The sequence below is a fragment of the Bacillus sp. 2D03 genome, assembly GCF_003946765.1.
Classification (GTDB): domain Bacteria; phylum Bacillota; class Bacilli; order Bacillales; family Bacillaceae_G; genus Bacillus_A; species Bacillus_A cereus.
The window spans coordinates 310,918-337,764 of the sequence record NZ_RPSJ01000005.1 but is presented as its reverse complement, the minus strand read 5'-3'; the positions used below and the strand labels follow the sequence as shown (position 1 = coordinate 337,764).

Below are 26,847 nucleotides of genomic sequence, written 5' to 3'. Positions count from 1 at the left end.
TAGACTATCTTTGATTTAAATATTGACCACGAAACACTTGCATCGTTTCGTCTTGATTTAACATCGTTAACTCTTCTTCTGTAAACTTACCATTTCCTACTTTTACTACGTACACATTTACTTTTTTCTTACCCCATTGGCTATAAACATCTTTCACCGTATCATAATATAGATCAAGACGGTTTCCTTTTATTGCGCCGCCCTTATCAGCTACTACACCATACCCGTAACCTGGCACGAAGAGAATTGTTCCAATCGGGAATACGCGTAAGTCCGCAGCAATTGTGGAATATAAATCCCTTTTCACTTTGACACCTGAATATGTAATACCATACTCTGGATGCCCTGGCCTCTTACCAGTTGACTCAATCCCCGATGTATAACCTGTTGCAGTCATTTCAATTGAACGATATTTAGACCAGTCGTTTGCCTGCTCTAAAGCATTTATCACTTCTTTACTCGGAGCAACATTTCTCTTAACTTCTGCTGCATGTACTTCTTTTGCACTCATTCCTTCATATATCTTTACAATCTCTAATAAAGAAACTCCTGTGAAAGCATTCCATGTTACGCATAATGCAATTGCAAGTAAACAAGTCATCATAATGCGAATACAATATCGTTTTAACATTTTTATATTCCACACTCCTTCATCGTTAATCATTCCCTATACGATGAAGGAATATGCAAAAAAAATAATCTCCAACTTAATTGGAGATTAAAACATTTGATATCCGCTTTTCCGAAGTTTCTTGATTACGACTCCTGCTAAAGCAGCCCCTACTAATCCAGTAGATAGAATAAATACGTCTGCTTGTCCTAAGTGCGATACACTTGTCCCAAATGAAGAAAATGTTTCTTTCGGTTTTGAAAAATAATCCCACATACTCGCTTTATTAATAATAAGCATACAAACAATCGGATACACAATAACCATTACCCAAGTAGCTCGCAAAATCATGTTGAGTAAAAATCCAATTCCAAAGAACAAAATAAAGAATAACATCATTGAAATAAGTAGTACCGGTATACTCACTCTTTTCCCCTCTCCTTCGCACGTGCCGTAAATACGTGATAAGCTGTATAACCAAATGGTTCACCTGGATTTAATGTTTTGTCCACTTCAAGATGTAGTTCTGATCTTCCTTCTAACAAATATTTAATAAGCACAGACGTATTCGGATCGTCTACAATCTTATCCGGATGTAAGAACGCCACTTCAGACAATTCTTTCTCCTGTACAATAATATTTTCTCCTTCAGGTTCCAAAAGGAAAATAATCATATTATCACTAATCTCATTACGAATAACACCCGATCGAACACCAATAATCCCCTTCACATGAGCGACAATGCCTGTCTCTTCTAACACTTCGCGTTTCACAGCTTCATCAACCGTCTCACCTTCATTTACAAAACCAGCCGGTAAAGACCATTTCCCTTTTAATCCACTGTATTTCTTCTTAACAAATAGCCACCTACCATCTTTTGTAGCTACTAAACCACTAACAGCTAGCCATACCTTCCCTCGTTTCTCCATGATGTAATAACCTCCTCCATCAGAACGGACAGAATATTCTTTCTTTTTTATATATTATACTATATTTTTAATATGAAAAAAGCAGAAACAGCTCTTAGCCGTTTCTGCTTTTTCTACTATATATTAAAAGAACTTTAATTTACCTTTTTTAAGAACTAATAAAGGTCCACCTAATAAGAATAGGTAACGGTTATCGATTACTTTCTTCATGAAGGAAGCTTTCCAACCTGTTAACTTTTTACCCATAACAACGCCCATTGCATCGTCATGACCTAAAGAACATACAGATCCTTTATTATCGAATGCGAATTTCTTCATTTCGCCCTTGCCACGAACTAATACAGTTAAGTTGTGTGCAATATTGTAACCTTGTTGAATTGCAATTTGTGCTGTTGGTGGGTAAGGACGGTTAATTTCTTCATTAATGATTAACGCTGCGTCACCAACCATGAATACATCTTCGTATCCTGGAGCGTGCATGTACTCATCAACTTTTACACGTCCGCGCATCGCTTCAAAGCCAGACTCTTCCACAATACCATTACCACGAACACCTGCAGCCCAAACTACTGTTTCAGACTTAATTAATTCAGTGTCATCGCCATTCGCAACGATAATACCTTCTTCAGTTGCTTCTTTAATTGCTGTACCGATGCGGAATTCTACACCTTTTTTCTCAAGTTGTTTTACAGCGTATTCTACTAACGCTGGATCGAAACCTGGAAGTGCTGTTGGAGCAGCTTCTACACAGATGATACGTGCTTTTTCACGTGGTACATTATACTCTTTGCAAAGTTCAGGAACACGGTTTGCAAGCTCACCTACGTACTCGATACCAGTAAATCCAGCACCACCAACAACGATTGTTACTAACTCATCGCGTTGTTCAGTTGCATATTTAGAGAAACTAGCTTCCATATGCTCACGAATTTCACGAGTTGCATTAATGTTAGCGATTGAGAATGCATGCTCTTTTAATCCTGTAATTCCGAATGTTTCTGATTCGAAACCAAGACCAATTACTAAGTAATCATACTCTAACTCGCCATCTTTTAAGATAATGCGTTTTTCAGCAGCTTTAATTTCTACTACTGTGTCTTGTACAAAGTTCACTTTATTTGTATCAATAACGTCTTGAATATCTAGACAGATTTTTTCATCTTGTAATGTACCAGCTGCGCTCTCATGTAACCAAGTCGCTTGGTAGTGATAGCTGTTGTTGTTTACTAGCGTAATTTCAGCTTCATTTACAGATAATGCTTTTTGCAGACGAACAGTCGTAATCATCCCGCCATAACCTGCACCTAAAACTACGATTTTTGGAGTCTTCACCAAATCACAACCCTTTTCTTTATATAATAGTAATGAAAAATAATACCAAGTACTAAAAACTCTATTTGTCAAGAATGTGGAATTTATCACATTCTATATCATAACAAAACGCAGTCAAAAAATCGTACGAATTTTGTCATAGAAATTTAACATAATACTTCCCTATATTAGTCGGTTTTATTCCAGAATTCAAGCGTCTGGAGAATTATCAATATTTTAAAATAACATAGCGTTTTCAAGGGTTTTTTAGCCTTTTTTTCATGTATTTTCCTTTCTGTATATTTTATACAATAAAAAAGAACCTATGCGAAAACTTACACACAATTCAGTCGTTTTCAGAAGTATTATGAACTCAAATATGCTATCATTTATTTGAAAGTATCATCATTTGCAGGATTTTCGTGTACATATGAACAATATATGAAATCAATATCAAAATTCCATCTATAGGGGGAATGAAAGTGGCAGAAAATCAAAAAGTTTACGACATAACAATTATTGGTGGTGGTCCAACGGGACTGTTCACAGCATTTTATGGCGGTATGAGACAAGCAAGTGTAAAAATCATTGAAAGCTTACCTCAACTTGGCGGACAATTATCCGCACTCTACCCTGAAAAATACATTTATGATGTGGCTGGATTTCCAAAAGTGCGCGCACAAGAATTAGTTGATAACTTAAAAGAGCAAATGAAGAAATTTGATCCAACTGTTTGTTTAGAAGAAGCTGTCGATACGCTTGAGAAACAAGCTGACGGTATATTTAAAATTGTTACGAATAAGCAAACTCACTATTCTAAATCAGTTATTATTACTGCTGGCAATGGTGCTTTCCAACCACGCCGCTTAGAATTAGAAGGTACAGCGAAATACGAAAAGAAAAACTTACATTATTTCGTTGATGATATGAATAAATTTGCTGGTAAGCGCGTCGTAGTATTTGGCGGTGGCGACTCAGCAGTAGACTGGACAATGATGTTAGAACCGATCGCTGAAAAAGTTACAATCGTTCATCGTCGTGATAAATTCCGTGCGCATGAACATAGCGTAGAAAGCTTAATGAATTCTCGTGCAGAAGTAAGTACACCATACGTTCCAGTAGAACTCATTGGTGATGACAAGATTGAACAAGTCGTTCTTCAACATGTAAAAACGGAGGAAAAAATTATAATCGATGTTGATGACGTAATCGTAAACTACGGCTTCGTTTCTTCTCTTGGCCCAATTAAAAACTGGGGCTTAGATATACAAAAAAACAGCATCCTTGTAAATTCAAAAATGGAAACAAATATTCCTGGCATTTACGCTGCTGGTGACATTTGTACATATGAAGGAAAAGTAAAACTTATCGCTTGTGGATTTGGCGAAGCACCGACAGCAGTAAACAATGCAAAAGCTTACTTCGATCCAAATGCAAAACTTCAACCGATGCATAGCTCAAGTATGTTTTAATATGCAAAAATAAAGCTCCTTCCATACGTGGAAGGAGCTTTCCTTTTATATAACATAAAAGCACACTGAGTCCAATAAACTATCGAACTCAGTGTGCTTTTCGTCTAAAAAATTATTGTTTTCTTCTTCTACCTAATACGAATAATACTCCGCCAACTAAGAATGAAATTCCCGCACCAACTGACATCATCCATGAATGTGCTGCCCCTGTTTTCGGTAATTCTTTTTCTACTTTTACTTGCGGTTCTTTAATTAACTTTTCCAGTCTTACTTCCGGTTTCTCCGGTTTCACTTCTGGTTTCTTCAGATCTTTCGGCTCTTTCGGATCCTCCGGTTTCACTTCTGGTTCCTTCGGCTCTTTCGGTTCTTCCGGCTTCACTTCTGGTTCTTTTGGTTCTTTCGGATCCTCCGGTTTCACTTCTGGTTCTTTCGGCTCTTCCGGTTTCACTTCTGGTTCCTTCGGTTCTTTCGGTTCTTTCGGTTCTTTCGGTTCTTTCGGTTCTTTCGGTTCTTTCGGCTCTTCCGGCTTCACTTCTGGTTCCTTCGGTTCTTTCGGCTCTTCCGGCTTCACTTCTGGTTCCTTCGGTTCTTTCGGTTCTTTCGGCTCTTCCGGCTTCACTTCTGGTTCCTTCGGTTCTTTCGGCTCTTTCGGTTCTTTCGGCTCTTCCGGCTTCACTTCTGGTTCCTTCGGTTCTTTCGGCTCTTCCGGTTTCACTTCTGGTTCTTTCGGTTCTTTCGGCTCTTCCGGTTTCACTTCTGGTTCTTTCGGTTCTTTCGGCTCTTCCGGTTTCACTTCTGGTTCCTTCGGCTCTTCTGGTATCTTAAGATCTTCTTTTGTTTTCGGTAAAATTGTAACTGTAGGCTCAAGTGGTGGATTTATTTTATCGTCCACTACCGCTCTATTTGTTATCCCTTTACTTGGTGCTGCTTTTACCTTCACTTTAAAAATAATACTACGTTCTTTCGTATCTGTAATTTCTAGATACTTTGCTATTACTTTTCCAAACTCCATTTTTAACTCTATTGGATTTTGTTCAGCCCCTTCAAATCTAATGCTATCTTGCACGTACTCTAAACCGGCTGGAATTTCATCTTCTACCTTTACCTCTGCTAGTTTACCGTTTTCTACCGTATTTTTGAAACTAATTCGGTATTCTACTTCTTCTCCTAGCTTCGGTTCTTTATTATTTACTGTCTTCGTCGCTTTTAACTTACCATCTTTATATTCTGGCTTTATTGTCGCTGTCGGTTCCATAACTGGATGATTTGGATCATCTACATGAATGATCGCTTTATTTGTTATTTCCTCTCCAACTTTTACTGATTCTTTTACCTTTACTTTAAAGATGATACTTCTTTCTTTCGTATCCGTAATTTCTGGATACTTCACTGTTACTTTTCCATTCTCGACTTTAAGTTCTGTTGGTACAGGCTTATCACCTACGGCCTCCAGACTTTCTTTCACATACTCTAAACCAGACGGAATTTCATCTTCAATCTTTACATCAACTAACTTCCCGCCATCTACTGTGCCGTTAAAAGTAATTCGATATTCGATTTCTTCCCCTAGCTTTGGTTCATGGTTACTTACTTCTTTCCTTGCCTCTAGTTTCCCATCTTTATATTGAGGTGTAATTGGTATAAGTGACTCAACTGGTGGATTTGTCGGATTATTATCATCCACAACCGCCTTGTTTATAATTTCTTTTCCTACTTGTACCGTTTCTTGTACTTTCACTTTAAAGATGATACTTCTTTTTTTCGTATCCGTAATTTCTGGATACTTTGCTATTACTTTTCCATTCTCAACTTTAAGTTCTACTGGATTTGGTTCCGGCCCATCAGACTTTATACTATCCTGTACGTATTCTAAACCAGCTGGAATTTCGTCCTCTACTTTTACCTCAGTTAGTTTGCCGTTTTCTACCGTATTTTCAAAACTAATTCGATATTCTACTTCTTCTCCTAACTTCGGTTCATGGTTACTCACAGTCTTTTCAGCTTGTAATACACCCTCTTTATGTTGAGGTTGTATCGCGACATTCGGTTTCTCTGGTGGATTTATAGTATCTTCCACAACCGCCGTATTCACAATCGCTTCGCCAATTTTAGCTTTTTCTTTCACTTTCGCTTTAAAGACGATACTTCTTTCTTTCGTATCCGTAATTTCTGGATATTCTGCGAGTACTGTGCCGTTTTTCACTTTTACATGCAACGGTTTTGGATTATCCCCCTCAGCTCTTTCGCTACCTTCTACAAACTCTAAACTGTTTGGTAATTCATCCTTAATTTTCACCTTCGCTAATTTTCCGTGCTCAACTACGTTACGGAACGTAATTCGATACTCTACTTCTTCTCCTAATTTTGGAGCTGGGTTATTTACTGTTTTCTCAGCTTTTATTTTTCCATTCTTATACTCCGGTGTAATAATCGCTTCTGGTTTTTGCGGAGGATTCTTCGGATTATCATCATCCACAATTGCCGTATTCACGATTTTCTTCCCGACTTTTACTGCTTCTGTTACTTTTACCTTAAAGATAATGCTACGCTCAGCTGTATCAGTAATATTTTCATACTTCGCTGTAATTTTTCCAGCTTCTTCTTTTAACTCTACCGGATTTGGTTCATTACCTTCTGCTTTTAAACTATCCTTCACATACTCTAATCCATTTGGTAGTTGATCCTCAATTTTCACTTCTGCTAGTTTTCCGTTTTCTACCGTATTTTTAAAACTAATTCGGTACTCTACTTCTTCTCCTAGCTTTGGATCTTTTTTACTTACCTTTTTATTAGCTTTAAATTTACCATCTTTATGCTGCGGTGTAATATCTACTTCTGGTCGCTCTGGTGGATTTTTTGTATCATCAACAATTGCTTTATTTACAATTGCCTTGTCCACTTTAACGGAATCTTTCACCTTCACTTTAAAGATAATGCTTCTTTCTTTCATGTCAGTGATATTTTCATACTTCGCACTAACCTTACCAGCTTCTTCTTTCAACTCTACTGGGGACGGCTTATCACCTTCTGCTTTTAGACTATCTTTCACATACTCTAAACCAAACGGAATTTCATCCTCAATTTTAACCTCTGCCAGTTTTCCATCTTTCACCGTATTATTAAATGAAATTCGATATTCGATTTCTTCACCTAGCTTCGGTTTATGATTATTCACCTTTTTATGAGCAGCAATTTTACCATCTTTATATTGTGTTGTAATTTTTGCTGTCGGATCAATTACTGGATGGTTCGGATCATCAACATGGATAATCGCTTTATTTGTAATGTCCTTCCCTATTGTAACCGAATCTTTTACCTTCACTTTAAAGACAATACTTCTTTCTTGCGTATCCATAATCTCTGAATACTTTGCCATTACCTTGCCATTTTCTACTTTCAACTCCACTGGTTTTGGCTCTTCACCTTCAGCTTTTTCGCTTCCTTCTACAAACTCTAATCCAGCTGGAATTTCATCTTCTATTTTTACCTCTGCTAGTTTTCCATCTTTCACCGTGTTATTAAAAATAATTCGATATTCGATTTCCTCACCTAACTTCGGTTCATGGTTACTTACTTCTTTTCTTGCCTCAATTTTACCATCTTTATACTGTGGTGTAATCGGTACATAAGGCTCTTCTGGCAGATTCTTTGTATCATCCACAATTGCCTCATTTACGATTTCTTCCCCCACTTTTGCGCTTTCTTTTACCTTCGCTTTAAAGACAATGCTTCTTTCCTCTGTATCTGTAATAGCTGGATATTTTGCCATTACCTTATTATTTTTCACATGTAGCTCTACTGGTTTCGGTTTAGAACCTTCTGCCGTGATACTGCCTTCCACATACTCTAAACCATTTGGTAATGCATCCTTTATATTTACCTCTGCTAGTTTTCCGTTTTCTACCGTGTTTTTAAAACTAATTCGGTATTCTACTTCTTCTCCTAGTTTCGGTTTATGATTATTCGCCACTTTCTGCGCAGCAATTTTACCATCTTTATATTGCGGAGTAATTTCCACATGAGGCTCTTCGGGCTCATTTTTTGTATCTACTACGATTGCTTTATTAACAATCTCCTTGCCTATTTCTGCCTCTTCTTTTACTCTCACTTTAAAGATAATACTTCTTTCTTTTGTATCCATAATTTCTAGATACTTTGCCATTACCTTACCGTTTTCAAATTTCAATTCTACCGGACTAGGCTTAGATCCTTCTGCTTGTAAACTGTTCTCTACATACTCTAATCCAGCTGGAATTTCATCTTCTACTTTAACCTCTACTAGTTTTCCGTTTTCTACCGTATTTTTAAAACTAATTCGGTATTCTATTTCTTCTCCTAATTTCGGTTTTTTATTGTTTACAAATTTCTCTGCTTTAAGCTTACCGTCTTTATATTCTGGCGTAATTGTTACTTCTGAAGTTGTTGGATCTTTTGTATCATCAACAACTACTTTATTGACAAGGCCTTCACCAACTTTAAATTCTTCTTTTACTTTCGCTTTAAAGACGATACTTCTTTCTTCTGTATCCGTAATCTCTGGATATTTGGCGATTACTTTTCCATCTTTCACTTTCAGTTCTACTGGATCCGGCTTAGTACCTTCCGCTCGTAAACTATCTTTCACATACTCTAATCCATTTGGTAAATCGTCTTCTAATTTCACCTCTGCTAGCTTTCCGTTTTCTACCGTATTTTTAAAACTAATTCGGTATTCTACTTCTTCTCCTAACTTCGGCGTTTCATTATTTACCGTCTTCTTCGCTTCCACTTTTCCGTCTTTATGCTGCGGAGTAATTTCTGCCGTCGGTGTTTCTGGTTCATTTTTCGTATCATCAACAATTGCTTTGTTGACGATTTTTTTACCGACTTTCACTTCTTCCTTTACTTTCACTTTAAAAGTGATACTTCTTTCTTCTGTGTCCGTAATCTCTGGATACTTCGCCATTACCTTACCATTTTCCATTTTCCATTCTACTGGATCCGGCTTAGTACCTTCTGCTTTCACACTGTTTTCTACATACTCTAAACCTTCTGGTAAAGTATCTTCTATTTTCACCTCTGCTAGTTTTCCGTCTTCTACCGTGTTTTTAAAACTAATTCGGTATTCTACTTCTTCTCCTAACTTCGGCGTTTCATTATTTACCGTCTTCTTCGCTTTCACTTTTCCGTCTTTATGTTGCGGAATAATTTCTGCTGTCGGTGTTTCTGGCGGATGTTTCGTATCGCTCACAATCGCTTCATTAACAATTGAATCGCTCACTTTACCTTTTACTTTCACTTTAAAGGTAATACTTCTCTCTTTTGTATCTGTAATCTCTGGATACTTTGCCATTACCTTACCGTTTTCAAATTTTAATTCCACTGGATCTGGCTTAGAACCTTCTACTTTTAAACTATCTTTCACATACTCTAATCCATTTGGTAAATCATCTTCTATTTTTACCTCTGTTAGCTTTCCATGTTCTACCGTATTTTTAAAGTTGATTCGGTATTCCACTTCTTCTCCTAACTTCGGCGTTTCATTATTTACTGTCTTTTTTGCTTCAAGTTTTCCATCTTTATACTGAGGAGTAATTTCCGCTGTCGGATTAACTGGCTTATTTTGCGAATCATCAATAGTTGCTTTATTAATGATTTTTTTACCGACTTTTACTTCTTCTTTTACTTTCACTTTAAAAACGATACTTCTTTCTTCTGTATCCATAATTTCTGGATATTTTGCCATTACTTTACCGTTTTCAAATTTCAGCTCTACTGAATCTATTCCGGCACCTTCTGCTTTCAAACTATTTTCTACATACTCTAAACCTTCTGGTAAAGTATCCTCTACTGTCACGTCTGTTAGCTTTCCGTTCTTTACCGTATTTTTCATACTAATTCGGTATTCTACTTCTTCTCCTAACTTCGGTGTTTCATTATTTACGATTTTTTTCGCTTTAATTTTTCCATCTTTGTGTAATGGTGTAATTTTCGCTTCTGGTTCTTTCGGATCTTTCATATCATCAACAATTGCCTTATTGATGATTTCCTTCCCCACTTCCGCTTCTTCCTTCACCTTTACCTTAAAGACAATACTTCTTTCTTTCATATCCGTAATATTGTCGTATTCAGCAATAACTTTTCCATCTTTCACACTTAACTTTAATGGAGCTGGTTTATCACCTTCAGCCTTTTCACTGCCTTTTACATACTCTAAACCGTTAGGAATTGTATCCTCTATTATTACCTTTTCTAGTTTTCCGTTTTCTACGGTGTTCTTAAAGCTAATTCGGTATTCTACTTCTTCTCCTAGTTTTGGTGATGGATTATCTACTGTCTTCTTCGAATCAATTATTCCATCCTTATGTTGCGGAGTAATTCTTTCCTCCGGTTCAATCGGTGGATTTTTCGTATCATCAACAATTGCTTTATTGACAATCTCTTTATCTACTTTTACTTCTTCCTTCACCTTTACTTTAAAGACGATACTTCTTTCTTTCATATCCATAATATCGATATACTTAGCTTTGACTATCCCATTTTCAACAGCTAATTCTACTGGTCCAGGTTCTTCTCCTTCGGCCTTGATGCTATTTTCTACATATTCAAGACCTTTTGGAATTGTATCTTCCACTCGCACCGTTTCTAGTTTTCCGTTCTCAACCGTATTATGAAAACTAATGCGGTACTCGATTTCTTCACCTAACTTCGGCTTCTTATTATTAACTACCTTTGTAGCAGCAATTTCACCTTTTTTACTTTGCGGTGTAATAACAACCTTCGATTCAACAGGCTCATTTTTCGGATCTTTTGCAATTGCTTTATTTACAATTGCCTCCCCTACCTTTGCCGAATCTTTTACTTTCACTTTAAAAACAATACTTCTTTTTTCTGTATCCATAATCTCTGGATACTTGGCCATTACTTTGCCATCTTCCACTTTTAGTTCTACTGGCTCTGGTTTTATACCTTCAGCTTTCAAACTATCTTTCACGTATTCAACACCTTTTGGTAGTGTATCTTCTACTAGCACCGTTTCTAGTTTTCCGTTTTCTACCGTATTATAAAATGTAATTCGGTATTCCACTTCTTCTCCTAGTTTTGGTGTTTGATTCGTTACGTTTTTTTCTACATCCACTTTACCGTATTTATAATTCGGCGTAATCTTTTCTTCTGGATGCTCAGACTGTCCATTTGGCTCACTCACAACTGCTTTATTAACAATCGTTTCTCCCGCTTTTGCCTCTTCTTTTACTTTCACTTTAAAGGCGATGCTTCGCTCTTTTGTATCCGTAATCTCTGGATATTTTGCGATTACCTTACCATTTTCTACTTTTAACTCTACTGGATTTGGTTCAGTACCTTCAGCCCTCTCACTGCCTTGAACAAATTCTAAGTTAGCTGGAATTTCATCTTCTATTGTAACTGCATCTAGTTTTCCGTTTTCCACCGTATTTTTAAAGCTAATTTGATATTCAAATTCTTCTCCTAGCTTCGGCTTCTTATTTGTTGCTTTTTTCTTTGCATCAATTTTACCGGCCTTATGCTGTGGTGTAATCTTCTCTTCTAGATCCTTTGGTGGATTTGTTTTATCACTAACGGTTGCTTTGTTAACAATTTCTTCACCAATTTTTGCAGTTTCTTTTACTTTTGTTTTAAAGACGATACTTCTTTCTTCCATATCCATAATTTCTGGATACTTTGCAATTACTTTGCCATTTTCAAACTTCAGCTCTACTGGCTCTGGTTTTACACCTTCGGCTTTCAAACTATCTTTCACGTATTCAAGACTACTTGGTAATTCGTCTTCAATCGTCAATACATCTAGACGTCCATCTTTTGTCTTATTTTTAAATGTAATACGATACTCTACCTCATCACCTAACTTCGGTGTTTTATTGGAAGCTATTTTTCTCGCCTCTATTTCCCCTGGAACTTCTTTTGGGGTAGTAACCGTAACATTTGCATCGTCCTCAGTTTCATACTTTATCTCGGCACTATCTTGTCCCTTTACAACAACGACATTTGTTACTGTTGTATCTGATTGTACAGAATCTTTCACTTTTACTTTGAATGTAATAACGGTACTTTCACCTGGCTTTAAAACACCACCGTTTTTAGCATCTGCACCTTCACCAACACGGAAATCAATTTGATTATTTACAAACTCTGCTTCATCATCGTTTGCATCATCTGTTTTTTGTCCTTTATTGCTTCCAGTAACATATTGAATGGATCCCGGGACATACTCTAAACGATCATCTAACTTATCAAATCCCTTTACATTCGATACCGGTGCTTGGTTATTTTTCGTATCATTTTTCACTTCAATTTGATACGTAAACTCTTCACCAGCTTTAACGTCCTTAATTTCTTTTCCGGCACTATCTAATGCCTTTTTATCAACTTGTAAGTTTGGAGCATTATGTTCTGTAACGAATGTAGCGTTATTTAATACGTAAATATCACCGCCACCACCATATGCTCTAAAACGCATTTTTGCTTCTTTTAAATCATTTTTCACTTGAGTGGGTCCTTCAAGGTGATACGTATGAATATCTGTACTGAAAGAATTTGTCCAATCTGGATTATATCCTGGGTATTTTTTCGTAACAAATTCGTTAGTACCATCTACTTGTACTTCTGTCATAGATGAGTCATTAACATCATTATCTTTACCTTTAATATTTTTAAACTTTTGATACCCTAACCCAAAATCATACTCTCCATAATCATAGGCATATCCATCATTATCAGCTGGATCACCTTGCGATGAAAAATAACTAAATTTTGCCTTAAAAGCGCCTTCTTTTGGTGTGTTTATTTTATTAACACTAATATCTGTCCAGGCTGTACTTTTTTGAGAGACTAGCCCTTCCCAAATCTTCATGTCTTTTACTGTTTCTTTATAGTTTTCATAAACTAATATAAGATTCCAGTTACCCCAGTAATAGCCGCTCCCTGTTACATCTTTAATTTGTGGCACATTCGCAACTGTCAACGTTTGAGAAATCCCTTGTTGTGCAACTACATTTGTTACATCTGCATACGCTACATATCCAGCACCACTACCTGAGTAATTGGAAATATAAGGTAAATAATCAGCTTTTCGTATGCTATCAGCACTTACCTCTGCATATTCTTTATTTCCCATCTTCATTTTGACTGGTTGCCTTACTTGATCCTCAGTAACCTTTCTATCAGCAATATTTCCTGGTAACCCCATTGCTGCTGTCCAGAATAAGTAAGCCTTTTTCACTTTACTTCCAGCAGGAATGTTAGGAAATGCACCTGTTGACGAATTAAAAGTACTATCATCGTTATCAACGTCCACAGTCATTTTATTCGTTTTATAACCCATACTTTGTCTGCCATAATGATCAGATGTCAAACCAAGCGTCACATTACCAGTCTGTACTAAATTACCAGGAGCAATTGTAGAATACAACGGGTCTCCAAATCCTTGTTTATCTCCTGTTTGGATTTGAACCTTCGAAGCATTTTCTGATGCAGCTTGTACTTCTGCATCACTCTGCTTTACTGCTAAAGGTGATTGCTTTTCCTCTTTTTCTAGTTGCTTTTCAGCTTCAGGTTGTTTTACCTTCTCTATTTCTGTTTTTTGTGTAGATGTATTTTTATCTTCTACAGATACTTTTAATTTTCCATCCACTTCTTTAGTTTTTGAATTAGTTATTGATCCGACTTCTTTCTTACTACTGTCAGCCTCATCATCGGCATTCGCTTCAACCTTGTCTTCAGAAGGAATCCCTTCAACATCTACAGACATGTTTCCTATTTGCACTTGATCTTTTTGCACACTAATTTTTTGTTTGAACTCTTTATTAAAATGCTGCGTGCGACTAGCTTTTATTAACACAGTCATTTTTTCGTATGATTTTAAATCTCGAATTTTAAGATTAGAAGAAAGAAGCTTTCCTCCCTTATCTTTTTCCTCTATATAGAAATCACCTATCTTATTTTCAGGTAACTTCTCTCCGTTTACTTTCACAGATTGAGGAAGAAAAATAATTTCATTATCATTATTTTGCTTAATCACCAATTCTTGAATTGGTTTATCTCCCGTATTTTCAATCGTATATTGAAATACGTGCTCCCTCTCAGCTACTTCTCCCCTATACATTTCAGCATTCACTTTCTCTGCCTTAATTTTCACATCATTTCCTTGTAACTCATCCCAGCTTTTTTTATTTATCTCTGTAGCAAAAGCACTGGGCGAAGGCAATATGATGGATAGGAGAAGTGTAATCATTGTTACGACATTAAAACACTTCAATACTTGCTTCATATTTTCTACCTTTCTCCTTTCTATATACTTGCTATCCGTCTACTTAATTTCAGTAACCCTTTCATTTAGTAGCCGAATACATAGCAATATATATCCACTCACAACAATCCGACCTACGAAAATGTATCGTTGAAATCCAAATGTCAACAATATAAATCTCATAGAATATTACTATTTTAATTTATCAAAAATAGCATATATACCGGACACTTATACAAACCTTTACCATACTTTTAATATAGTAAAAACACCGTGCTGTATAGGTTTATATAACAGTTAAAGGATACTTAAAAATTTTAACATACTCCTCATCCTATTTATACATACAATAGAAAATTTACCATTTTTTAGTTATTTTCAGTTTGTTTTTTATGATTAAAATTTTCTAAAAATAACAACCGTTACATGTAAAAATATGTTATATTAAAACAAGAACAAACGTTCTTTTTTTAAAAGAAGGAGGAATTTTTTATGCTACACGAACCTATTATCGTAAAAAAAGAAGCTTTCCACGCAATCGGCGTTTCGGTTACGACGACTAATGAAAAAGAGGCATCTACTGAAGGAAACATTCCACAACTTTGGAACCGATACTTTCAAGAACAAATGATGCATCACATCCCAAATCAACAAACGAAAGAAACATTCGCTTTCTACTCAAACTACGAATCAGATGAAACTGGTACATATACATTTACAATCGGTATGCCAGTTTCTTCATTAGAAGACGTTCCTGAAAATATGACAACTTTAACAATACCTGCCGCTACATATGCGGTATTTACAACAAGAAAGGGACCAGTTGCTGAAGTCGTTTGTGAAGCTTGGGAATATATTTGGAAATGGTCGAAAGAAAATAAACGTGCCTTCACAACAGACTTTGAGCTTTACGATGAAAGAGCGTTAGATCCAAACAACGTTCAATTGGATATTTATATTGCGTTAGCCTAAAAAAAGATGCCCATTCGGCATCTTTTTTTGTCGTTAAATAGCTACTGGGCAAATTCATTATTATTGTCTACAATGAGAAAGTGCAGTATAGAAATATTAGAAACTGTATAAAACGATTGTTAATAAGTTTTTTAGTTTAAATTCGTCACATAGAAAGGAAGCAATATGGAGGAACTACAACAAAATAAAACTGCTTTAGAAGGAAGCGGAAAACCGTTATTAAAAAATACGAATTTCCTTTTTCTTTGGGCAGCTACTCTTTTTTCAAGCTTTGCTTTAGCCTTTTTTACTTTTTCACAAACGTGGTACATAGCAAAAACATTAAACCTTGAAGCTTCACTCGGTATTGTTTTCGTAGCCCTTAGTGTTCCAAGGCTTATTTTTATGATTGTCGGCGGCGCTGTAGCTGATAAATTCCCGAAAAAAAACATTATGTTTTACTCCAATATCATTCGAGCGATTCTTGTCGCAACCATTCTCACATGGTTCATTGTCGGTGATGTAACACTATATACATTTGCTTTATTCGCTTTATTCTTTGGACTTGCTGATGCTTTCTTCTGGTCAGCAGATGGATCTATCTTACCGGAATTGGTAGAAAAAAGCCGGTTAACACAAGCAAATTCACTTACACAAATGACGAACCAAGCATCGGTCATCTTAGGCCCTGTACTTGGTGGTATTCTCATTAAATTTACGAACTATGAGACAATCTTTTCCATTACGATTTTATTACTAATTTTCGCTGCCATACTCGTTCAAAAAATACAATTTACGATGCCAGAACAAAAAGATACAGATAAAGGTATGTTCACTTCCATTAAAGAAGGAATCTTATATGTAAAGGAATCGCCATTCCTTTCAACTTTCCTTATTTGTAGCGCTTTTTTAAACTTATTTTTAATCGGCCCGATGCAAGTTGGTTTCCCGCTTTTTGTTAAAAACGTTCTGCATGGTGATTCGCTCCAGTTTAGTTACTTAGAAGCATCTGTAGGTGGCGGAATGGCAATCGGTGCTATCATTGTAGGTTTAAAAAATATTAATCGTAGACGCGGTCTATTTTGTATTATCATGATGCTATTGTCTGGTATATTCTTCTTAGCCATCAACTTTAGCACCGTACTTTGGCAAGCACTATTAGCCGGCATGTTTTATGGTATTACAATCGCAATGGCGATTGTACCGCTTATGGCAATGATTCAATCGACAGTAAAAGAAGAAATGATGGGACGCGTAATGAGTTTACTTATGCTATCATCAATGGGCTTTATCCCGCTCTCTTATGCATTCACATCACTTGCACTTGCAATGGGAATTCCAATCGTAACCGTTATGAAAAGTGGTGCAATAGCTGTTATCGTCTTCGTACTATTTGTAGCGATTCGTGTTCCAGTTGTAAGGAAGTTCGATTAGCCACTTAGAGTCATGTATTATACGCATGGCTCTTTTTTGAATGGATCAAATAGTGATATTCCCTTACTTCTCCTTAATGCTGCTCCCCATTCTAATCCAACCTCTAAAAATAAATCTCGCACTGTACTGTATAAAAGTGCCCCAATGTCTTTACGAATTTCCCCATATTTATATGCTCTTACAACACTTTTCACGCGCCAAATTAAATTTCCATACACTTCTTCGTCAGCTAATATTTGCTCTAGTAAAACACCTTGTTCTAATAACCCACTCTTTTTATACGCAAGCTTGACCTTACTCCAAAATATATTAATTTTCTTCGGATTACTCGTCATCGGCACCAGTGCGTATATAAAAGGCTTCGGTATATCATGACGGGAATACGTCTCATCAAGCTCATACGTTCCTTTTCTTTTCTCTTTTATTTGCGAAATGTTTTTAGAAAGAATTGTTTCCCCAGCAATTTTTTGCTCATTTTTACTACAGCCAGTTGCATTATCCTCAGTTTTACAAGCGGACATTTTCATACGGTCATCCATGCGGTCAATCGCAGATGTAAGAAATACATATAAGTTTGCACTATACCCGCCGCGTTTATGCCTTTCTTTTGTTGCAACACGCTTTATAATTCCTAGTTCCTCTAACTTTGCAATTGAACGGCGTACTGTACGAATACTCTTTCCAACATTCGTCGCAATCGTCCCCATTAATGGACAAGCAACCCCTACTGTTTTTTGTTTCTCATTCACCGCATATTTTCCTAAAAAATGAATAATGATAGAATCAGTTTTATTCAATTGAAATCGGTAGCACTTCAAAACTTGTTTTTGATATGTATTAAACTCTTCTTTACTTCGAAATTCACTATATGGTTTCATTAAATTATATAAGCTTCCCATTTATATCACCTCATTTATAAGTAAGAGGCAGGAAGCGAAATTGGCGTGATAGTTAATATTTTTTAATGGAGATGAAAATATGATCGTAATTAGCGCTTGTTTAGGTGGGATTGCTTGCCGTTATGACGGGAATGACAATCTCGTTTCAAAAATAGAGGAGCTTCTGCAAAAAGAAGATACAGTCCTCATTTGCCCTGAAGTATTAGGAGGACTACCAACACCTCGTCCTTCCGCTGAAATTATTGGCGGGAATGGCGACGACGTTTTAGACGGAAAAGCGAAAGTGATAACAAAAAATGGTGAAGATGTCACAGCAGCTTTCGTAAATGGTGCTTATAAAGCATTAGAACAAATTAAAGATTTACACCCAGAATATATTATTTTAAAAGAACGCAGCCCATCTTGTGGTAGTTCTACGATTTACACTGGAGAATTTAACGGTAATAAGCAAACTGGTTTCGGAGTGACAACTGCTTTATTTAAAAGACACGGATTTAAAGTCATTTCAGAAGAAGAATTTGAAAACAAAAAAAGGAATTGACCCTGTTCGTCAATTCCTTTTTATCTGTCTTATTTCACACTTAGTTTTTCTTTCACTTTCGCTGGGAGCTCGTCTTTTTTCACTTCTTCCCAAGCTGTTACACCTTTTTTATCTGAGTGGTATACGCGTAGGAATGCTTCTTTACGAAGATTTTTTTGAGCTATGAATTCTAATTCTTTCTCTTTACCGTCTTTATCGAATCCTTTTAATTTATACTCGAAATATTTATGTGGCTCTCCGTTATCAAACTTCTCATTTTTTTCAATTCCATCAGCTGTAACTTGAACGTAATACTCATCTTTTCCTAAACGATTAATATCACAACCAACTAAAAGGCTTGCGAATACAACTAAAATACTAAACAGTGCAATATATCTTTTCATTTCCTTCACCTCATATGTTTTTTCTTATATTCTTATCTTAAAGCCCGGAGCTTAAAGAAGAAATTCAAAAACATGACATGAACATTACACTTTTGTAAGATAATAATTATTTCTTCACTTTAGAAATTGTCATTACATTAAATTTCTGTATAACGTTTTTGTTTCGCACGCTCATCAGCTACACTACCACCAATAACGTCTTTCACGCCAATTCTGCCACTTATCACGTAATTTCCTTATACCGTTTATTACGCCTTCTATTATGCCTTCAATTATAATCTCTATTACAAGATATCTTACTAAACTAATAACAGGTTTAATTACGTATCTCCTTATGAATTCAAGAATATCCTCCATCATATTTTCCTCCTTCTTTCAAAAGGAGGCTGCTACTCCTCCGCGTCCTTTTACGTCCAGTTACAATTGCTGCCCTACTGCGGTATATATCAACAAAGATAATACGACAACAACATCCACGATAACGCTATTGAATTTGGAAGAAACTTCGGTAAATACTAATACTGTAGTTAACATAGCTAAGAGAATTATTTTTTCACCTATATTCGGAGATGCTCCCAAAAACTTTATAAAATCAAAGACAACTTTACTACAATTCTTCCCGTAACTAATTTATTATCGTGGTAAACCGTCTTCCACTACATCCGTAACAGTTCCATTCGGTTCAAAGATTACACGTAATGATCCTTCTCCACCATAACCAGTATAGTCATATACTGAATAAGATTTATATTTCTCAATCACATGTGGCTGTCCAATTGCAGCTTTTACCTGATTCGCGGCCATACCTTTTTTGATTTTCAAATAATGATTGTAACTTACTGCTGCCGAATTGTTATTTACATCTTTATACCACGGTACACGATCGTTTTTTTCTTCATATTCCTTTACAGGCTCTTCACTACGTTTCGTAAATACCTGATTCTCTTTATCTGTATCTTTATCTTCATCCTTTATAGCAGTACGTTCAATATTTACAACATAACCATATGTATTTAATTCAACCATAATTTCATATGTACCATCCGTATCTTTTTCAGTATAAAATACGCGTTTTTCATGGTTATTATAATGTTTTATGTTCTCACCACCATAGTCAATCGTATTAAGAATATCCGTATACGTCATACCTTCCTCAATCTGTTGAAATTCATCATGAGAAATATAACGCTTTTGTGATGATGGTGCATCCTCATTTTTAATACTTTCACGTTTGCTCGTAGTCATAGGTGTTTTCTTCTGATCTTTTAGTACTTCACCTTCCGCCTTCGCTGGTTGCTTTGCTCCTGCTTTTGTTAATACGTCTGTATCGCTAGAACAAGCTCCCAAAATCGATACTGTAGTCAACGCCATCCCTACTATAAGTACTCTCTTAAATGACTTCACTCTAATCCCCCCGGTGTTTTTTTATATCTAGTAATCAACGTATTTTAATTAATACGGAACTATTCAGTTCTATACAATTTGCTATAGCCTTCTCGCTCATGCACCTTTTTTGTATAAAGTGAAACTTTAATCAGTGGGGGGTTTTCTTCTTCCCCACTGATTATTAGTTGAACCAATCGTGCTGCATAAATCTACCTATTAGTAATAACCGATGCATTTACAACTAGTCCGAACATAATCCCCAATCATCTTCGTTACAAATATTAACATTAAATATAACTAATAAATAGTATATTTTTGCTAATCATTTACATTTTTTCTACATAATCTTATCTTAAAATGAACAATATGAATCTCGAATTCACAGCATTAATCATATATACCATATATAATAACATTTAAATTAAAATCTAAAGTAACTTTACATGCATTTTCTGTTTTAACGCAAAAAGAAAAGACCTTTCTAACGATTTTATTCCATCGCTAAAAAGGTCTTTTCTTTTTTGGCTAAAAACTTAGCACTCTTCTGGCTTACCAGCATTCGATGCTGTACGGAAAGATGATCCACATCCGCATGATGCGATTGCGTTTGGATTGTCGATTGTGAATTATACGGTCAGTTTAACGCACATTAAAATGCGATAATATCAATGTTTACACGCATATAGCATGGTTGTTTTTCGCTCTAAAGGTTAATAATACCGCTCTTACTTAACGGTCTATTACGTTAATTCCATCATACCCAAACTCTGCCACAATGACAAGTAAAAATATATCTAATTTTATAAAAGAAATCCTGTATTCATGCGCCTTTCTAGTACTTTTCGTACCGTTCGTACTCTGCGCAAAACAACATAGAGTGCATTTGGACGCACACTAAATACGTTAATTCAATTATAATCGCCTTAAAATGCGAATCTCGGCGTACCTTTCTGCACTCACTCATATAAAAAAGGCACAGATTATAAAATCTTACGCCCATTTTCCCTTACAATTATTGCGCCTTATACTTCTCAAAGAACTCACGAAGCGCAGCCTCTATAATATCATCACGATTTAATCGATGCACATCTTCGAAAGTACCTAATTGCGAACATGTCTCCTTGTCGAGATTCACCGTCCTGCTAACCTTTTCTTTCGCTCCACTTTCTCTAATACGCATATACAACGAATGAAACAGAGTCGTATTGTTCTGAGAATCACTAGATTTCGAAACTTTCTCCTTTTGTTGTGAGATTTCATTAACTACGTCGTTAGGCGTCCTCCATTCATTTATGAGTTTTCGTAATGTATTCACTTCATCTTCCGTAAGGGTATTGCTTGTAGCTTCCGCCTGTACACCATCAGTATTTAATATAAATTCTCGGATATCCGCTTTCAAAGGTGGCTCACCCGCTGCCGCAAAATGCCAACCTAAATTGCGCTTATAATCGTAACCAGCTGCTCTGAGAGCCTTCGATAACCTCTTGTGACTTATCCCAACTTTTTTTGCTACTATCGCCACTCTATTATGTTTTAATTCTTCTAATATAGATTCTAAATTCATCTTTATTCCTCTTTCTTTTCGATGTCCTTTTTAATTATAATGTTTCGCAAAATGCGAAATAACTACATATGCATAATTTCATTAAAAAAGAGGCGCAGACTTAAATCCGCTACCTCAATTTCACTTCTCGTTAAATCCCCCTTGCTCGTTGTTTTTGGCGCTGTAATCTCGCCAATTCCTCTGCGATTCTTTGTACATCGGCTTCCTCTCGAACTTGCATTCCGTTAATTTCGAAGTGGTTACTGATAGTAGTTCCGCCGCCTTCGATTTGGCTTTGCTCCTTAATTGCGCTCATAGCCTTACCACCGTTGAACGTTCGAATCATGTTGAATAGATTCGCTTGCTGCGCTTGTGTTAATACCATTTCGTTTTTGAGTAATCGTACATCTACTTCATCGAACTTCGGACGGTTAGGACGTTGTGCGACAGGTGAACCTCCATTATGATACTTAGGTCTAATAGAGTTTACAGTACCGCCATTATGTCGCTTGTCTTTACTACCGAATACGGATTCCCATACCTTAACGAATACGTTTTTCTCTTCCGATTTCGATGCTTCACGGCTAAGTTCTAGTACCTTAGACATTGCGCCGCCTGTTTCCGCATCTATTTTCTTTGTTTTCTCTTCTAGCGCTTTTAAATCCGCTTCTGAAATCTTTGTGAGCGCATTTGTATTGTCGCCTAGAATTGGTTTAGTTTTCTTCTCTTCCGCCTTCTTGTTCGTTTCATTTATCTTTGCGAAAGCGTCGATAGGGTTGCCGAGTATAGGCTTTGTTTTCGATGCTTCGACGCCTTTGTTAACCTCTTGAATTTTGGCGTTTGCTAGCGTTGGGTTTCCGTCGATAGGCTTAACTTTCTTCTCTTCGGCTTTTAGATTCGTGTCGAGAATCTTAGCGTTAGCTACAGTCGGATTAAGGTCTAGCGGCTTCGTCTTACCTTCCTCGGCTTTCGCATTCGTGTTATCTATCTTGCCGTCGGCTTGCGAAGTGTCTGCGTTAACCTTCTTCGTCTTCTCTAGCTCTGCGAGTCTGTCTAAGATGCTGACCTCTTCTTTAGCACCTTCAGTCTCCGCATTAACCTTTTTATCAACAGGTTTATCTAAAACCTCTTGTAGTTCGCCTGCCTCTCGCTTACCATCACGTACTGTCATATTGAAGTTTTCTTGTTCGCTTTTATTTTGTTCGATAGCGCCCTTTAACTCTCCATACTTGCTTACATTTTGGTTAGCTGCGTCTAACTGCTTTTGTTGCTCTTCACTTAAATCACCATTCGCACTCTTAACTTCGTTGAGTTTGTTAATCTTTTCTTGCTCTCCCGCAATAGCTGCGTCGATTGCTTCGATTTCCTTACCCTTTTCGTAGTTAATGCCCGCTTGCGCCATTTTAATAGCTGAAATTTGGTCGAATGATGCGTTCCCCTTTTGTAACGCTTGTTCTGCTAAACTTACTTCTGCTTGTTTCGAGTAGATTTTCGCCTTATGCTCTTGTAACTCTTGCTTAGATGTATTTAGCTGATCTTTGGCTTTATCTACGATTTGCTGCTGTAATGCTATTTGTCTTTCTGACCCGTTCTGTCGCACCTTTGCCAAGACTTCCTCACGAGTAGCAAGGTTAGATTGCGCCTCTTCTACTTTTTTAACTTTGTTTGGTGTATCGTCGATAAGGTCATTTACTGTCTTTATCGAATCCTTGTATGTTGTTAAGTCTTTATGTAGATTTTTCATAGCATTAGCTTTCTGTAGCTCTAGCTCTGCTTCTTTCGCCTTGTTTAACTCCTCTACATACTGGCGTGCAGCCTCTGTACTTGTAGCGATGGCTTGCCCTCTATCGTTGAACGAGCGAGCTGTCCCCGGTGCTTGTTCTATAACCTTATCCGAAAGCTCGATAGTCTTTTGAATTTGGTCGTTATTTGCACCGCTCTTTTGTATAAGCGCATCTAGTGCCTGTTGGATTTCTTGTTTAGCTCTTGGGTCTGTTGCACGTTCTAAGTCCTGCTGTAAGCTGCGGTATTTTAAAAGCTCTTCGTTGCTTAGATTCACCTTACTTCGAAGATTATCATACTCGTCTGCCGTACTTTTTAACCCTTCGCTCTGTTGGTCTAGCGATTTATAAGTATCGAAAGATACCTCTTTAAACTCTTCGGTTTCCTTTTTTGCACCAACGAGAACACCCGTTAACGCACCTACTGCTACTGAGATACCCGCAATCCATGCTGTAGCTGGGTTACTTATTAGAGCTACACTAAGCGCACGTACCGCTGTAATAGCTTTAGTAACACCTACCGCAAACAACGCTACACCTGCTGCCGTGCCCGCTGCGGCTAAACCTGCGCTTACCATTTGCGGGTCTAAGCCTGCTAATACATCAATGAACTTTGTTGCGCCCTTCGTTACTGCTGTGAATGCTGGAAGCATCTTTTCACCGATTCCGATAGCTAGACCTTCTGCCGCCGAAGTAAGTTGATCCCATGCGCCTTTTAAAGTGTCCTGCTGAATCTTCGCTACTCGCTCGGCTGTGCCTGCGCTGTCTTCTAGCCCTTTCGAATAACTACGAAGACCTTCTTCACCGACTTTTAATAGGGCTACGAATCCACTCGCTGCCTCTGTACCTACTAAGTGGGCTGCTGTAGCCGTTTTCTGTGAGTCCGTCATGTCCTTTGTCTTCTCGTTTACTCGTCCGATGATCTCGGGTAACGGAAGCATATTTCCGTTCGCATCTTTAACGCTAAGACCTAGCTTTTCGAACTCTTTCTCTGCTGCACCTACTGGACTGTTTAACTGTAGTAATGCTGCACGTAATGCCGTACCTGCCATCGAACCTTGAATACCTGCGTCGGACATTTTCGCTACTGCTGTCGCTGTATCTTCCATCGAAATACCTAAACTTGCTGCTACTGGCGCTACGTACTTCATAGCGTCACCTAACATTGGTAAGTCGGTGTTTGCGCTCGTCATTGTTTTCGTAAGTACGTCTACGGCGTGTCCTGTATCATTCGCCGAGATTCCGAACCCAGTCATGATGTTAGAAACGATATCCGCACTTCGTCCTAAATCCAGTTGTCCCGCTGCCGCTAAGTTAAGTACTGCGGGTAATGCGTCGATACTGTCCTGTGCTTTAAAGCCTGCCATTGATAGGAAAGAAAGTCCTTCCGCTGCTTGTGTCGCACTAAACTGCGTACTTGCTCCGAGGTCTTTCGCTGTTTGTGATAGTGCTGCGAACTCGCTATCTGTCGCATTACTAATCGCCTTTACACGAGCCATTCCTTGCTCAAAGTTCGCTGCTGCTCCGACACTTGCGCCGATAGCCGCTACCATTGTCGTACCTACTACCGCACTAGCTGTAGCTAACTGCGACATACCTTGCGCCGTTGATGTAGCACCTTGTCCTAACCCTCGCATGTCGTTTCGGGCTTGTTGTACCCCTTGTCTAAACTGCGAGTTATCGAGGACGAGCCTAGCCCGTACCTCACCCGCATTTGCTGCTCCTGCCATTTAGTTTCCCCCTTGTTGTATATTTTTTACATAAAAAAAGACACGAGGTATTAACCTCCGTGTCTTCCCTAAAACCCTATTAATGTTTACGCTGCTTATATAAATCCGCATCGCATTTCTGAATACCACAACATAGAATAGCGTCCATTAATTCTTCATGAGTAGGATTCTGTATTTAAGAGAGAGCTGCCTTAGCGGCAACCCCATCACCTAGTTTCGTTAACCCTTTTTGCCCGTTCCGCCTCCTGCAATGAAAGCATCATTTAGGTCGTCGAATGTTTTATAATCTTTTCGCATTTCGTTTGCCCCTCCTTTCTGTGCTATCTGTTTTTATTCTGCACTCTGCCCTTGCGCATTGTATGCCGCCTTTACATGTACATATTGTACCTTGTCGCTCATGTGCTGCGAGCGTTGTGCGACCTGTGCCGCTGCGGTTACGTCTTCTCGTGTAAGTTTTTCATTGTTTCGTAGTTTGGCGCTTATTTCACTGCGCATTACGTTAATATTTTGCACCTTAGTTCCTCCTTAGTTTCTATATTTCGCTGGTACTTTTCTGTAATTTGTAATGTTGTACCAGTCCGCTTCTGTTGGGTGAATTTTTACGAAGTCCCAGATACTTGCAGGCTCATGCAGCACCGTATATCCATTATGGCTTCTATGTCGTTGTAACCTTTCACCGATACCACTATCGCTTAGAGCCGCTGAACATGCATTCTCTAAAGCTATTAAGTCTTGTACCGCTTCGTAATATGCTTTTAATCCTTCGTGCGCTCGTTGTTTAATATCAGCAAACTCGTTGCCACGAATTGACGGGCGCATATTACCGTTCCAGTCGGCTGTTAAATCCTCTAGCGTGATTTTCCCTCTTAAATGCTCGTTAGCGTAGTCATTCGCCTTACTATGTTCTTCTTCAGCTACTTTTACCGCAGCTCGTCCCTTGTCGATGTTATCTAATGCCTCTTGTTTCTCCGCTGCTACCTCTTCACCTGCGAACTCTCGCTGTAAGATAGCCTCATACGCCACCGTAGCAGCCGTTACATTTTCTTTCGCAGCTTGTACTTTTTGTTGATACTCTGCGATAAACTCCAGTGCCTTTTTATCCTGTTTCTTAAATTCCTCGTGTAATTTCCACTCTACTTTGTATTTACCCATTTTTCGTTTCCCCCTCTAGTAGTTTGATACCTTTACGCAGCCACTCGGTTAATATTGTGCGCCACTTCGGTATTTGTTTTATTTGTGTTATCTCGTTCGGATCTTTTAATTCATAAACATCTATTAAAGCGGTTTGTGTCCGCTCATCTTCTACGTGCCTAAACGTTTCACTCGTATCTTCCTTTGTTTTGTAGTGTCCCGTAATATCGGTTTCCCCTAAACATGCAAGGTAGATATCTTCTGTGCTTGTCCATATATCAAAACTAGGCAGGTCGTCGCAGTTACACCACACGATTTCCCGTAGCTTCTCGACTAGTGGCTTTTCTTCTAACGGTGCTGTAATCTGTGCGAGTAATTCGTTGTTACGATAGACATAAGCACATAAGAAAGAACGACCCCACAGTTCGTGAACGTTGCATACCATTAATGGACGCATTTGTATCACCCCTTAGTTCTTTAAA

General features: G+C 37.6%; 17 protein-coding genes and 2 pseudogenes. 4 read left to right on the top strand and 15 right to left on the bottom strand.

What is annotated here, in order from left to right; translation table 11 throughout:
• Nucleotides 1–4 precede the first annotated feature (4 nt).
• From EBQ15_RS14525 to EBQ15_RS14510, 4 genes are all read right to left on the bottom strand, one after another.
• A complete protein-coding gene (locus EBQ15_RS14525; protein ID WP_000920099.1) occupies nucleotides 5–631 on the bottom strand; it encodes a 3D domain-containing protein in 627 nt (208 codons plus the stop codon).
• 87 nt (nucleotides 632–718) lie between these two features.
• A complete protein-coding gene (locus EBQ15_RS14520) occupies nucleotides 719–1,036 on the bottom strand; it encodes a YuiB family protein (RefSeq protein WP_000027016.1) in 318 nt (105 codons plus the stop codon).
• Complete coding sequence (locus EBQ15_RS14515) at nucleotides 1,033–1,539, bottom strand: NUDIX hydrolase (RefSeq protein WP_000415321.1); 507 nt, start codon at nucleotides 1,537–1,539, stop codon at nucleotides 1,033–1,035. The genes EBQ15_RS14520 and EBQ15_RS14515 overlap by 4 nt, the downstream gene beginning before the upstream one ends.
• Before the next feature lie 123 nt (nucleotides 1,540–1,662).
• Complete coding sequence (locus tag EBQ15_RS14510; protein ID WP_000856612.1) at nucleotides 1,663–2,871, bottom strand: NAD(P)/FAD-dependent oxidoreductase; 1,209 nt, start codon at nucleotides 2,869–2,871, stop codon at nucleotides 1,663–1,665.
• Nucleotides 2,872–3,332: 461 nt separating this feature from the next.
• On the opposite strand from EBQ15_RS14510, the gene EBQ15_RS14505 reads away from it, so the two are divergent.
• Entirely contained in the window at nucleotides 3,333–4,322 is a 990-nt protein-coding gene (locus tag EBQ15_RS14505; RefSeq protein ID WP_000829774.1) for an NAD(P)/FAD-dependent oxidoreductase, read from the top strand.
• A gap of 112 nt (nucleotides 4,323–4,434) precedes the next feature.
• Here the strand turns inward: EBQ15_RS14505 and EBQ15_RS14500 are convergent, their stop codons facing one another.
• Nucleotides 4,435–14,607 (bottom strand): isopeptide-forming domain-containing fimbrial protein, encoded by a 10,173-nt coding sequence (locus tag EBQ15_RS14500; RefSeq protein WP_125653115.1) that lies wholly within the window; start codon nucleotides 14,605–14,607, stop codon nucleotides 4,435–4,437.
• A gap of 471 nt (nucleotides 14,608–15,078) precedes the next feature.
• Between EBQ15_RS14500 and EBQ15_RS14495 the strand changes: the two genes are divergently transcribed.
• Both EBQ15_RS14495 and EBQ15_RS14490 read left to right on the top strand, forming a co-directional pair.
• Nucleotides 15,079–15,558, top strand: a complete 480-nt coding sequence (locus EBQ15_RS14495; RefSeq protein WP_000902160.1) for a GyrI-like domain-containing protein — start codon at nucleotides 15,079–15,081, stop codon at nucleotides 15,556–15,558.
• Between the two features lie 165 nt (nucleotides 15,559–15,723).
• Nucleotides 15,724–16,971, top strand: coding sequence for an MFS transporter (locus tag EBQ15_RS14490; RefSeq protein ID WP_000391928.1), 1,248 nt, complete (start codon nucleotides 15,724–15,726; stop codon nucleotides 16,969–16,971).
• Between the two features lie 17 nt (nucleotides 16,972–16,988).
• Here EBQ15_RS14490 and EBQ15_RS14485 read toward each other — a convergent pair whose 3' ends face one another.
• Entirely contained in the window at nucleotides 16,989–17,870 is an 882-nt protein-coding gene (locus tag EBQ15_RS14485; protein ID WP_000535261.1) for a helix-turn-helix domain-containing protein, read from the bottom strand.
• A 79-nt stretch (nucleotides 17,871–17,949) separates the two neighbouring features.
• Between EBQ15_RS14485 and EBQ15_RS14480 the strand changes: the two genes are divergently transcribed.
• The gene (locus tag EBQ15_RS14480) at nucleotides 17,950–18,411 is read left to right on the top strand and encodes a 2-thiouracil desulfurase family protein (protein WP_000635484.1); all 462 of its coding nucleotides are present in this window, start codon (nucleotides 17,950–17,952) and stop codon (nucleotides 18,409–18,411) included.
• 29 nt (nucleotides 18,412–18,440) lie between these two features.
• On the opposite strand, the gene EBQ15_RS14475 is transcribed toward EBQ15_RS14480, so the two are convergent.
• The 9 genes and pseudogenes from EBQ15_RS14475 to EBQ15_RS14430 form a co-directional block, all read right to left on the bottom strand.
• A complete protein-coding gene (locus tag EBQ15_RS14475) occupies nucleotides 18,441–18,794 on the bottom strand; it encodes a YxeA family protein (protein ID WP_000833122.1) in 354 nt (117 codons plus the stop codon).
• A gap of 140 nt (nucleotides 18,795–18,934) precedes the next feature.
• Nucleotides 18,935–19,018 (bottom strand): annotated as a pseudogene (locus EBQ15_RS31880) (methyltransferase); the annotation flags it as partial.
• Nucleotides 19,019–19,427: 409 nt separating this feature from the next.
• A complete protein-coding gene (locus EBQ15_RS14460; protein ID WP_000834601.1) occupies nucleotides 19,428–20,198 on the bottom strand; it encodes a hypothetical protein in 771 nt (256 codons plus the stop codon).
• 515 nt (nucleotides 20,199–20,713) lie between these two features.
• Nucleotides 20,714–20,806 (bottom strand): annotated as a pseudogene (locus tag EBQ15_RS14455) (iron-sulfur cluster assembly accessory protein); the annotation flags it as partial.
• Nucleotides 20,807–21,192: 386 nt separating this feature from the next.
• Nucleotides 21,193–21,744: a hypothetical protein gene (locus EBQ15_RS14450; protein ID WP_001047626.1), complete on the bottom strand. Its 552-nt coding sequence runs from the start codon at nucleotides 21,742–21,744 to the stop codon at nucleotides 21,193–21,195.
• Between the two features lie 130 nt (nucleotides 21,745–21,874).
• Nucleotides 21,875–25,234: a phage tail tape measure protein gene (locus EBQ15_RS14445; RefSeq protein ID WP_000896468.1), complete on the bottom strand. Its 3,360-nt coding sequence runs from the start codon at nucleotides 25,232–25,234 to the stop codon at nucleotides 21,875–21,877.
• A gap of 330 nt (nucleotides 25,235–25,564) precedes the next feature.
• Entirely contained in the window at nucleotides 25,565–25,747 is a 183-nt protein-coding gene (locus tag EBQ15_RS14440) for a hypothetical protein (RefSeq protein WP_001179662.1), read from the bottom strand.
• Between the two features lie 12 nt (nucleotides 25,748–25,759).
• Nucleotides 25,760–26,386, bottom strand: coding sequence for a hypothetical protein (locus EBQ15_RS14435; protein WP_000521595.1), 627 nt, complete (start codon nucleotides 26,384–26,386; stop codon nucleotides 25,760–25,762).
• A complete protein-coding gene (locus EBQ15_RS14430; protein ID WP_232292415.1) occupies nucleotides 26,379–26,810 on the bottom strand; it encodes a hypothetical protein in 432 nt (143 codons plus the stop codon). Before EBQ15_RS14430 ends, EBQ15_RS14435 begins: the two co-directional genes overlap by 8 nt.
• Nucleotides 26,811–26,847 lie beyond the last annotated feature (37 nt).